8 protein-coding genes and 2 tRNA genes are annotated in these 11,966 nt (G+C 61.7%); 1 reads left to right on the forward strand and 9 read right to left on the reverse strand.

From position 1 onward, the window contains the following. Positions 1–55: 55 nt before the first annotated feature. Both tig and ACWTV1_RS02725 read right to left on the reverse strand, forming a co-directional pair. Positions 56–1,387 (reverse strand): trigger factor, encoded by a 1,332-nt coding sequence (gene tig, locus ACWTV1_RS02720; RefSeq protein WP_498504021.1) that lies wholly within the window; start codon positions 1,385–1,387, stop codon positions 56–58. A gap of 35 nt (positions 1,388–1,422) precedes the next feature. Next, positions 1,423–1,496 (reverse strand) — tRNA-Pro (locus ACWTV1_RS02725). A gap of 257 nt (positions 1,497–1,753) precedes the next feature. On the opposite strand from ACWTV1_RS02725, the gene ACWTV1_RS02730 reads away from it, so the two are divergent. Beyond that, positions 1,754–1,824, forward strand: a tRNA-Gly gene (locus ACWTV1_RS02730). Between the two features lie 106 nt (positions 1,825–1,930). Here ACWTV1_RS02730 and ACWTV1_RS02735 read toward each other — a convergent pair. The 7 genes from ACWTV1_RS02735 to ACWTV1_RS02765 are packed head-to-tail and all read right to left on the reverse strand — an operon-like array spanning position 1,931 to position 11,958. Then, positions 1,931–4,255: an alpha/beta hydrolase-fold protein gene (locus tag ACWTV1_RS02735; protein ID WP_498504022.1), complete on the reverse strand. Its 2,325-nt coding sequence runs from the start codon at positions 4,253–4,255 to the stop codon at positions 1,931–1,933. Between the two features lie 30 nt (positions 4,256–4,285). Further along, positions 4,286–5,074, reverse strand: a complete 789-nt coding sequence (locus ACWTV1_RS02740) for an HpcH/HpaI aldolase/citrate lyase family protein (protein WP_498504023.1) — start codon at positions 5,072–5,074, stop codon at positions 4,286–4,288. Continuing rightward, positions 5,071–6,261, reverse strand: a complete 1,191-nt coding sequence (locus ACWTV1_RS02745; RefSeq protein ID WP_498504024.1) for a CaiB/BaiF CoA transferase family protein — start codon at positions 6,259–6,261, stop codon at positions 5,071–5,073. The genes ACWTV1_RS02740 and ACWTV1_RS02745 overlap by 4 nt, the downstream gene beginning before the upstream one ends. Then, a complete protein-coding gene (locus tag ACWTV1_RS02750) occupies positions 6,258–8,132 on the reverse strand; it encodes an SUMF1/EgtB/PvdO family nonheme iron enzyme (protein ID WP_498504025.1) in 1,875 nt (624 codons plus the stop codon). The genes ACWTV1_RS02745 and ACWTV1_RS02750 overlap by 4 nt, the downstream gene beginning before the upstream one ends. Further along, the gene (locus ACWTV1_RS02755; RefSeq protein WP_498504026.1) at positions 8,129–9,475 is read right to left on the reverse strand and encodes an ADP-ribosylglycohydrolase family protein; all 1,347 of its coding nucleotides are present in this window, start codon (positions 9,473–9,475) and stop codon (positions 8,129–8,131) included. The genes ACWTV1_RS02750 and ACWTV1_RS02755 overlap by 4 nt, the downstream gene beginning before the upstream one ends. Further along, positions 9,475–10,626, reverse strand: coding sequence for an ADP-ribosylglycohydrolase family protein (locus ACWTV1_RS02760; RefSeq protein WP_498504027.1), 1,152 nt, complete (start codon positions 10,624–10,626; stop codon positions 9,475–9,477). Before ACWTV1_RS02760 ends, ACWTV1_RS02755 begins: the two co-directional genes overlap by 1 nt. Before the next feature lie 42 nt (positions 10,627–10,668). After that, complete coding sequence (locus ACWTV1_RS02765) at positions 10,669–11,958, reverse strand: ABC transporter substrate-binding protein (RefSeq protein WP_498504028.1); 1,290 nt, start codon at positions 11,956–11,958, stop codon at positions 10,669–10,671. Positions 11,959–11,966 lie beyond the last annotated feature (8 nt).

Raw genomic sequence — 11,966 nt, forward strand, 5'->3', positions numbered from 1 at the left:
GACCTCACGGCCGACTAGATAACTAGTCGGCCGTGAGGGGGTAAAACTGTCTTGCTTAGGACTCGTCGCTTGCGTCGTCTGCTGCAACAACTTCTTCAGCAGAGTCTGAGTTGGCGAGAGCGGTGAAAGCCGAGACGTCGACGGCCTTGCCCTTAGTGTCAACAACCTTGGCCTTGCTGAGCACGACTGCGAGAGCCTTGCTGCGAGCAACCTCAGCCACCATGGCGGGGATCTGGCCGTTCTTGTCCAGGATCTGGATGAACTCGCCGGGCTCCATGCCGTACTGCTGAGCGCCCTGCACGAGGTACGAGGTGAGCTCTTCCTGGCTGACCTTGATCTCTTCCTTCTCAACGATCGAGTCGAGGAGGATCTGCGAGCGGAAGGTCTTCTCGCTGGCGACGACTACCTCTGCGCGGTGCTCGTCGTCTTCGAGGCGGTTCTCGTTCTCGAGGTGGCGGTGAACTTCGTCTTCAACGAGCTTCTCGGGAACGGGGATCTCAACGCTCTTGAGCAGTTCGTCAACGATCTGGTCGCGAGCTTCAGAAGCCTGACCGAACGACTTGGAGCGCTTTACCTGCTCCTTGAGGTCGGCCTTGAGCTCCTTGATGGTGTCGAACTCGCTCGCCATCTGAGCGAAGTCGTCGTCAGCCTCAGGAAGCTCGCGCTCCTTGACGGTGAGCAGCGAAACGCTGATGACGGCGGTTTCGCCCTCGTGGTCTCCGCCGAGCAGTACTGACTCGAAGGTGGTGGATTCGCCGGCGCTGAGCGAGTCAAGGGCTTCGTCGATGCCCTCGATCAGTTCACCCGAGCCGAGCTCGTAGGAAATGCTCGTTGCGGAGTCAACCTCGGTGTCACCGATCTTGGCGACGAGGTCGAGCTGAGCGAAGTCGCCGGTCTTGGCCGGACGGTCAACGGTGACGAGCGTGCCGAAACGAGCACGCAGGGTGTCGAGTTCAGTCTTGACGTCGTCGGCGGATGCTTCAACAGCGTCAACCGTGAGGGTGAGCTTGTCGTAGGCAGGCATGTCGAACTCGGGGCGAACGTCAACCTCGATAGCGAGAACGAGGTCTCCGCTGAAGTCCTTGACCTCGGGCCAGGTGACGATGTCAGCCTCGGGACGACCGAGAACGCGAATCTCTTCTTCGGTAACAGCCTGGCGGTAGAAGCCATCGAGTCCATCGCTCACAGCGTGGTTCAAGATCTCTTCGCGGCCAACGCGCTGGTCAACCAGCTGCGGCGGCACCTTTCCCTTGCGGAAGCCGGGGATGTTGATCTGCGAGGCGATGTGGCCATACGCGTGATCGATGCTCGGCTTGAGTTCTTCGGGGGTGACCGAGATGTTGAGCTTGACGCGGGTCGGGCTCAGCTTCTCAACGGTTGTCTTCACGTCGTGGATCTCCTGTAATTCGATGGTGTATTTCGTCGGGGCGACAGGATTCGAACCTGCGACCTCTCGGTCCCAAACCGAGCGCTCTACCAAGCTGAGCTACGCCCCGGGGCGCCGTGCTGTTTCATGGCCGCGGCATCACAGTGCAATGCCGATACAAAATTGGCCTCGGCAAGTCTAGCCTGAGCGCGCAGAGAATGTTGACGAGATCCAAAGATCGATCTCTTTTGCATCCCCTTCACCGTGTTTATCGGGCTCTCGTCCAGCAATTCGCTGGGAAGTTTCGCCTTGAGCGATCTCGACTTCGCACTTTGCGAGGTTTCAGGTACAGTATTCCTCGGTACACAGCACGAACGGGTACCAAATGGGGATGTAGCTTAATGGTAAAGCCTCAGTCTTCCAAACTGATGACCGGAGTTCGATTCTCCGTATCCCCTCCGCTAATAAACGAAGGCCGCCTCGCTGAGGCGGCCTTCGTTCGTTAAAGCCTTGCGGGCCGCGGCGACAATCCCCGGCGACCCGCAGAGCCATCATCCACCCGCGCTACCCCGGCGTATTCACCCATCGCTGGCGCTTTCGCAGGATGAAACCCGCACTGATAAGAATCATCGACAACAACGCCAGCGGCACCAGATCCGAGCCAGTGAACGCTAATGGGCCAAAGGATGGTCCTCCAGCAGGCGCCGTTGCACCGGGCACGATGCCAGGGGCGGAGGCCCCGTCGACCACGGCATCAAACGACAATCGTGTGAGCGCGATATCTCCCGATCCATTACTGGCGGCTCCGTCGACGGAACCGTAGGTCAGGGCCTGGACCCAGGTCGATCCGCCCCCGGCGATGTAGAGATTCGCTTCATCCCATTCATCAGCGCCGTCCCTCGCCACGGAACCGAACTGCGCTCGTTCTCCAACAGTGCCCGTCGGCGACACCTCCATCGAGAACACATCAACTCCACCGCTGGGCGTCCCGATAGCGCCTGAGGTGTGTCCGACCACGAGCAGGTTTCCTGACGCGTCGAGAGTTATCGCTGCGCCGCGATCATCACCACTCGACCCGTCGTGCGTCAGCCACTGCACTGTTCCCGCCGCATCGAGCGCCGCGATGAACACATCGTTGTCACCGAGTGACTCGCCTCCAAGATCGCCGCCGGTGAACCCGCTCGCAGCAACGCCGGTGGCGGTCGCGATGAGCGCAGAAACCTGATCAGTGGATGAGCTCCCGAGTTGACTGAGCCATTCGCGGGTTCCGTCTGCGGTGAACTTCGCCACCCAGCCGTCATAGCCGCCCGCGGACGAACTCCCAGGCATCGAGCCACCAGCAAGACCGCCCACGTACACCCCACCGTCGGCACTTCGCGCTACGGCGAGCCCCTTGTCTTCCCCGCTGCTCCCGAACTGTTGGGTCCACGCGACGGATCCATCGGCATCGATTTTGGCGATGAAGGCGTCTTTATCGCCGGCGGAGCTGCCTCCGGGAAGAGCCCCCGAGGTGTACCCGGTGACAAATGCTCCGCCCTCACCATCAGAGGCCACACCATAGGCGCGATCGGCGGCCGCTTCTGAGCCGAACGTCGTTCTCCACAGCTCTGTGCCGTCCACATCCACCTTGACGGCGAGCACGTCGTCGTTCGATGCACCGGCATGATCACGGCGTTGGAAGCCCGCTGTAATTACCGCACCGTCCCCACCGTCGACGACGCCGTAGGCGCGGTCATTGAGTTCAGTCGCAATCGGTGTCAGCCACTCTTGAGTGCCATCTGAGGCCAGCTTTTGAAGCAGGATGTCATAACCGCCCTGTGAAGTATGGCCGAGCATGTCGCCGTCGGCATTCAGTGCCTGCACCAGAGAACCGTCGGTGCGCCCCAGCACGCCACCCGACCGGTCATCGCCGACAGAACCAAACTGGCGCCCTTCAAACGGTTGAGCGGGCGCAGTGCGCAGGTAGCTGCTGATGTTGAGAATGCCCTCACGAAACCCGGTGTCCCAGACATCCCAGTCGTGACCACCGTCGTAGACGCGCAGTTCCGACGTCATCCCGGGAACTCGTTTGGCGTGGTTGTAAAGCGTCGCGGCTTCGTAATCGAGGTCGTGTATCGCGTCCTCAGGCAGAGGATTCGCCCACTCGTCATCTCCGACTGCGATGAAGAGGTGAACGGGTAGTTGCGGGTCAAACGACGCGAAGGTGGAAGGATAATTGAGTTCTTGATATCTCGTGTCGTCATACAGAGCTGAGCCGCTGCCGTAAGCGCCAAACTCACGAGTCGATGAATCCACTGGCGGCGATGGCACATACACTGCCGGGCTCAACACGATCGCGGAGCCGAACAGGTCCTGATGCGCGGTGACGTATCGCAGCGCTCCCGCCCCGCCCATTGAGTAGCCGCCGATGGCCCGCGACTCACGATCGTCGATGGTCGCGTAATTCTCATCAATATGAGCGATGAGGTCAGTCGTGAACGCCGTCTCTACGGCCATGCCGGGCGAGGCACTACCGCCGGTGTAGAACGAATCAACGTAATAGTTGCCGCGCGAACTCCACGGAGCGTCCGGCATGATCACGACCATAGCGGGGATGCTTCCCGCCTCGATAAGTTCGTCAAGAACGCTCGACTGATGCTGCCACGCGGCCTGAGTGTCACCTCGACCGTGCAAAAGATAGAGCGTCGGATAGCGCGTAGCCGCGCTCTCGTCGTATCCCGCCGGCAGATACACCGTGTAATCGATCGCGCCGTCGACGGCTGCGCTCGCAACGGATCCGGCTATCAATTGACTCGTTGGCGCCGCAAACGCGGGAGCCATCGCTCCGGGGATCGATGCCGCGGCGAGGCCGGCCGTGAGGGTAAATCCGAGCAGGTGTTTCCACTTCATTGTGGTTCTCGTCTTTCTCGTGTGAGTGGTTTATTGCATAGATCTGTGAAGAATGCTGCGCGCGCGGCCGATCATCGCCTGGTCGACCATGTCGCCGTTCGCGAGCGTGGAGACTCCCCCGCTAGACGTCGCGGCGAGCACCTCGTTCGCCCACGCGATCGATTCTGCGGCGGGGCGAAAGACATCGGCGATAACGGCGAGCTGTGTCGGGTGGATCGCAGTACGCCCCACCCAGCCGAGGTCGCGACCGCGCTCAGTGTCGCGGCGCAATCCGTCGAGATCGCGGATGCCCGCAAAAGCCGACAGCATGGGAGCTTCTAACCCTGCAGCCCGCGCCGCGTACAGCACGCGCACTCTGGCGTAGTCCATTGCTACCGGCTCGTTTGTGCCGAGGTCGCTTGCGAGGTCTGCTTCGCCCAGCGCGAGGCGCGTCACGGCAGGGTGTGCCGCGAGGGTGAGAGCATTCTCGACTCCACGTGCTGTCTCGAGCAGGGCTGTGAGGCTGCGACCCGGTAGAACCTCAGCGACCCGATCGAGGTCATCAAGCGACTCCACTTTGGGCACTCGAACCTCGAACGATGTCGTGACCTTCGCTAGTGCGGAAAGATCTAGGGGTTCGTCGTGGTTGATACGAATCTGGACGACCGGCACGGCCGAGCGCGGTGCCATGAGCCAGTCAACGACGACCTCGCGGGCGTGCGCTTTCTCGGCCGGCGGAACGGCATCCTCCCAGTCCACGATGACCATGTCGGCGCCGGAATCGACGGCTTTACCAAACCGGTCGGGGCGATTACCGGGAACGTACAGTGCCGTGATCACACGATCCCGCTTTCTCGCAATTGAGCCAACTGCTCGGGCGTGACACCGATCTCGTCGAGCACCTCGCTGGTGTCATGCCCATGGGGGCGACCGCTCCACCGGATCGAGCCTGGTGTCTCCGATAGCCGAAAGAGTACGTTCTGCATTTTCATCAGCCCCAGTTCCTCGTCGTCGACTGTGGCGATCGTGCCGATTGCCTCGTATTGAGGATCAGCAAAGACGCCACGCACATCGTTGACCTTCGCCACCGCTGCCTGCGCGGTTTCAAACGACGACAGCACTTCGGACGTCGTGCGGTCAGCAATCCAGCTACCAACGGCGTCGTCGAGTTCGTCGGCGTGCTGAGCTCGGCTGTGGCCAGACGCGAACCACGCTTCATCCACCAGTTCGGGGCGACCAACTAGGCGCAGTACACGTTCAGCGATTGATTGCGAGCTCGTTGACACGGCGACCCAATCGCCATCACCGGTGCGGTACACATTGCGTGGAGCATTATTGACCGAGCGATTGCCGCTGCGCGCTTGCACTGTGCCGAGCTGGTCGTAGGCGGTGATTTGGCCTCCGAGCAGCATCAGAATGGGTTCGATGATGGCCATGTCGATCACCTGACCAGTGCCTGAGCTTTCAGCTGACCTGAGCGCCACCATCACGGCATAGCTCGTGGCGAGAGCCGCAACCCCATCGGCGAGGCCAAAAGGTGGCAGAGTCGGCGGGCCATCGGGCTCCCCGGTGAGCGCGGCGAAACCGCTCATGGCCTCGGCGAGTGATCCGAAACCAGGTCGCGACGAGTATGGACCCGTTTGGCCGAATGCGGTCACGCGCGCAATCACAAGTTTCGGGTTCGCTTCGTGAAGCTGCTCGGGCCCCAGCCCCCAACGCTCAAGGGTGCCGGGGCGAAAGTTCTCGATCAGAACGTCGGCATCGGCCACCAAACGCAACAACAGAGCTGCGCCGTCGGGCGATCCGAGGTTGATCGTCACGGTTCGCTTGTTGCGGCCGAGCGTTTTCCACCACAGGTTAACCCCCGCTTTCGCTGGCCCGTGCCCTCGGGCAGCATCCGGCTTAGTCGGGTGCTCGACCTTGACCACATCCGCACCAAAGTCACCAAGGAAGGTCGCCGCAAGAGGTCCCGCGAACAGGGTGGACACATCGAGAACGCGAACCCCACTGAGCGGTGCGGCGCTCATGACAGGTCCCAAGCTAGTCGGAATCCGATAGAGGGCGACGCCTCGAGGCCGAGACCCGCTAGCAGGTACTTCAGGCTGAACTCGGGCGGACGAACACCGCCATCGGTGTACCAGTCGGAGCCAATTGACTCATGGTCGCTGCCGCCTTTGAGCATTACGAACCGGGTGATTCCGTCGCTGTGCTCGCTCTCCGTCCAGTTCCATACCGCGGGGGTGCTGCGTTCAAAGCGATCGGATGCTGCGGCCAATTGCCATTCAAATTCTGTGGGCAGGCGCGCTCCGACGGACTGCGCATAGGCGCGTGCCTCGGCCAGGGTCAGTCCGATCGCCGGGCCATCGTGATCGCTCGGAGCACCGGCGAATTCTGCATATTCGCTGGCCGTCACTTCAAGAATTGCCACGGCAACGTTGCCGATCACGACATCCACGAACTCGGCCCGGTCATCGTGCAGGCGCGGCGGAAGCGGCTTCCACTCTTCGACGTAGGGCGCGCCATGGTAGCTGCCAGTTTCGCGGCGGCGGAAGGTCACCGGCAGGGTGTGCTCGCCTGCGGGAACGATCACGTGCTCGGTCGCGGGGTCGGAGCTCTCGGAGGGCGCTACTGAGACACGCTGATTGGCTCGTGCGGGGAACTCCGAATCTGACTCGTGAGGGTCTGCCGCTGCTTCAGCCGCTAGCTCACGCAACCATGCAGGCTCCTCACCATTGAGTCGAAGTACCGCCCCGATCCCTCGCGCCGGGATGGTCACGCTTGAAACATCCGGGTGACCAGCTGCGAGATCGAAGCCGTCGACCTCCCACGTCGCGTCAGTCGCACCTCGATTGACAGCAGTGAACAGCGTGAGGCCGTCGTGCTGCCAAGTAGAGACGTACACGTCGGGTGCGGGAGCAGACGTCAGGGGCGTCCACTCGCCGTCGACAAAAATGTCATTGAGCGCGCGCTGAATTCGCAGCATGGTTCGCAGTGTCGAAGCGTCTCGCTTGTTCCAGCCTACCCAGACGCCAAAAACGTCATCCCAGACGAGGATGCCGGTGCCGTTCATGAACGCAGACTGCAGCTCACTGCTGTGGTCGCGGTTCCACCGCCGGGTGGAGTGCATCATGTGCCGGCGCTCGTACCAGTGGGCGCGCATGATTCCTGGCGCCTCACTGTCCGCGAACCATTGCGCCCAACTGAGCAGGTGGTCTTCGATGCGTTGGTTGGGCACTCGTGATTCACCTTCGAGCACGGGCAATGCTGACGTGAGTTCGGGGTTCGCTTCCTTCATGGTGTCGAGAAAGACGCCATCAGCGCCTAGCTCGCGCACAAGAGCGGTAAGTTCTGTGCTGTGGTCCACGGGACGCGTGCCGGTGTCCCACGGGTTGTAATCGACGAAGATGCGGATGCCGCGGCTGTGGAAGTCGGCGATCAAATTCTGCAGCCCCGGCACGTCCCGGTAGAAGTCGAACTGGTTGCGGTCGTCGATGCCAATTATCGGGTAGGCGTGCCAAAGCACAATTCCGTCGAATCCGCCCAGGTGGGCGGTTTCCTCGAGGAAGCGGTCGATGGTGAACTGCTGCTGTTCGTGGTCGAAGAGCCGTTCATCCCACAACCAAATTTGGGCGACCGAGTAGGCCGAGCGCGTCCAGGGTGAGCGATCGTAGGCTGATCCGTCGTAGTTCAACCGCGCCCGCGCCTCGTCACGCCAGGCGGTGAGCGCCTGACGCCAGACCGGCCAGTCGGCTGGGTCGGAAGGTGCCGCGAAAATTTTCGCGATGTCCCCGACCTCCAGGTCGAGAGCACCGTCGATGGGCATCTCGGTTGGCAAGTCAATGGCTCGGGGTACGAGCGGGTTCAGGGTGTTTGTTGCGGCCTCATCAATGTCAATCACGCGGCGACCTCCCGGGTTCGGCGGGCAAGTTCATCGAATCCGATGCCATCGAAACCGGGAACGCTTGATGCGAGCCGGTTGTGCAGCGGTGCGATGAAAGCAGGCGGTAGAGCGGATGCGCCGCTCAGCGCTCCACAGAGGGCTCCCGCGGTGGCTCCGGTCGAGTCGGTGTCCCATCCTCCGGATACTGCGAGCGTGATGGCTCGGGTGAAGTCGCCCCGACTGCGCGTGACGGCGAACGCTAGCAGCGTCGCATTGTTGAGCACGTGCACCCAGTGCAGGTGACCGTAGTCGGCGTAGATGGCGTCGATCGCCGCTTCGTCGTCGAGGTCACTTGCGCCGAGTTCCATTCCCCGCGTGATCGCCGCTGCGTAGCGGCTGTTGGCGGGCACTACGGATAGTCCTGCCCTCAGCACGTCATCGACAGAGTCGGCGGTAATTGCCGCCGCCGAGGCTGCGGCAGCGAAACAGGCTCCGTAGATGCCGTTGCGTGAGTGACTGAGTCGCGCGTCGGTGTGCGCAAGTCGAGCGGCGGTCTCCGGGCGACCCGGGGAAACCCAGCCGTAGACGTCGGTGCGAATCTGCGCGCCAATCCAGTCTTGGAATGGGTTTCCGACCGTTGCTGCTTCCTCGGGTTCATACCCGTCGAGCAGATTGCGGTAGGCGATGCGCTCGGCGGTGAACACTCGACCGCCGGGAAGGTTCGCTAACCAGGACTGAGCAACGTCGTCCGTGGTGAAACTGGTTCCCACTCGTTCCAGGAGATCCAGAGCAATGAGCGGAAAGTTGAGGTCGTCGTCTTCGGGCATCCCGTCGATGTTCTCGACGAGGCTGGTGGGGCGGCTGCGACGATTCCACGGATACTGTTCAGCGACGGCAGGCTCGAGACCAATTTCGGTGAAATATCCGCTGATGGGCCAGTTGCCCGTCGACTCGGAGATCGCCCGGATTCCTTCGCGTGCGATCTTTTCCACCGGCTTTCCGAGAAGGCAGCCAGCGGCGCGACCCAACCATGCTCCAAGAACCCGGTCATCGGTGGTGTTCTCGCTCCCCTGCCATCCGCCAGGAGCTGCCGCCAGCATTGCGTCCACGTCGCTGGGCTCGTTCGTGGCGAGTTCAGCAGACACCGGCGCTGCGTCGACAGCGGCAATCAGTTCGCGGGCGAGTTGACGCAGCGCCGCGCTGGCGCGGTCGGGCGTCGCGCCGCTCACCGCGGCTTTCGGCGACCCACCCGCCTCGACCCAGCGCTCTCGAAGAGCGGAAACGTCGTGCCCGTCGAGTTCTGCGGCGACCAACGCATGCGGCACGAGGTCTTCGGGTTGGGTCCAACTCAGTCGCAACATTATTCGGATGCCACCGAAGCGTTCAGTGCGTCCATGACGGAGCCGCGGCTCGCCATGCTGGCCTGATCGGCTGCCCAAATATCGCGCGCAACCGAAGCCATGACGGGCCCGGTCGAGGTGATGTCCATCCGGCTGCCTTCGGAGACAGCGCTGATCCACTCTTCAGGGATGGCGGACCGGCCGGCGATCGCCCCGGCGATGGAGCCGGCCATGACGGCGATGGAATCGGAGTCGCGTCCATAGTTGATGGAGCCAAGAACAGCCTCGGAGTAGGCGCCGCGGGCGGCAACGAGCATGCCGAGCGCGATCGGAAGTTCCTCGATGGCCTTGGTGCGACTGGGGATGCGGGCATCCCGCGCCGGTTGGCGGTAGTTCGGGCCGACCGTGTCGAACGGTTCCACCGCGGAACGCAGTGTCGCCAGTCCGCTTCGCCAATCGGTCACCGACGACGCTGCCGAGACGACAGCCTCGATCGCGTCGCGAGTACCGTCTTTTGCCAGACGCAGCGTTGTCTCGATGACATCGTCGACCGTTGACCCTGGTGCCATCGCGCGCGCAATTGCGGCGGCATACACGCCGGCGGCTTCGCGGCCGTAGCTAGATTGGTGTGCGCCTGCCACATCGATTGCTTCGGCATAGGCCGTATCCGGGGAACCAGCATTCGCAATTCCAATGGGAGCCACGTACATGGTTGCCCCACAGTTCACGACGTTCCCGACGCCCGCTTCACGCGGATCGATGTGACCGTAGTGCAGCCGGGTGACGAGCCATTTTTCGGCGAGGAACACCCGGTGCAGCAGGAGGGCTTCACCTTCGAGTTCTGGGATCCAGCGTCGGTCACCGATCATGATCGGAACGAGATAGTTCGCAACCGAATACGCATCTAGATGACTACGAACCTCGTCGTACACCTCGACAAGCGCATTAGTCATCAGGGTGTCATCTGTGATGTGCCCGTCGCCCTTGTGGTACGGGGCAATGGGCCGGGCGTTCCGCCAGTCCGAGAGGAATGGCGGAACGATCCCGGTGATGAACCCGTTATAACGCTCCTGGATCGCTTCTGGGGTGTTGCCCTCGGCCGCGCCGCCTAGCGCGTCACCGACAGCCGCGCCCGCGAGCGCTGCAGTCGCCTTATCTTGTAACAGGTCCATCCGTGTTTCTCCTTGCTTGTGGTGAAAAATGACAGCCGGCAACTAGCCGATTGACGTCCAGCCGTCAGTCAGTTGCTTCTTCAACTCGTCAATCGAAATCGAGTTGCCGAAGTACTGCTGAAGGCTCGGTGTTGCGTACTGGTCTTTCCACTGGGGGTAGTTCGCAGCTTTCTGGAACGGTGCGCCGCTGAGGTTTTCGCCAGTCTTGAGCAGCTCAGCCCATCCATTGATGTCGGCGGTCTGGTCTGCAACCACCTGACGAGCCTCGCTCGAAGCGGGGATCAGCCAGTCGCCCTGAGCGAGCTTTGCCTGGTTCTCGGCCCCCATGAAGAAGTCGATGAACATCGCCGACTGCTCAATGTGCTGGCTCTCTGCAGCAACGGACATCGTTTGAGGATTAGCCGCCTGCGCGGGTCCCGCGGATCCTGCGAGCGGAGGCAGCACTGTCCAGATGAAGTCATCCGGCGCGGCTTCCGTGATCTGCTGTGCAAGGAAGTTTCCGCCGATGTACATCGCATACTTGCCACCGAGGAATCCGGGCAGCACGTCTGATCCGCTCTGGGTCAGCGATACAGGGTCCAATGAACCATCGGTGTAAGCCATGGAGTGAACTTGTTCAGCGACGGAAAGTTCTGCGTCACCCACAGAAATAGAGACGTCTGCGCCTTCACCTTCGAAAAAGGTTCCGTCGAACCCGAGCGCCGTGTTCATGATGGCTGCCGTGGGCTGCTTCAGACCCCAGCCAACCCCGTAGCTACCGTCGCGAGTGAGCGACTTGGAAATCTCAGCGAGGTCATCCCAGGTGAGTTCGTCGCCGGTGGGCAGGTCGACCCCGGCTGCTTCGAAGGCGTCGCGGTTGGCGTAAACGACGTAGGTCTGTAGAAGTGTTGGCGCCGCAACGATCTTGCCGTCGGTCGTCACCGTCTCCCACACATCATCGGATACTGCGTCTTTGACGTCATCGCTCAAATACTCAGAAAGGTCAGCGAGGTAACCCTGTGCTGCAAAGCCCAGAATGTCGCTTGATTCATCGTGGATGACATCGGGAGCGGTGCCGCCCTGGAACTGTGTCACGAGCTGGTCGTGAACGTTGTCCCAGCTGCCCTGTGTGAGCTTGACAGTGATGTCGGGGTTTTCGTCGTTCCATTGCGCGACGATCTCTTCCGTCGCCGCGATGGTCGAATCTTGGTAGGCGAGGCTCTGGAAAGTGATCTCTACCGGGCCATCCGACTGACCATCATTACTAGAGCCACCGCCAAAGGCGCAACCGCTCAGCATGACACTTGCCGCAACGGCGAATACGCCGGCTGTGGCTAGATTCGATTTTTTCATGTTCTGCA

It is taken from the genome of Salinibacterium sp. VpJ6 (genome assembly GCF_059767345.1).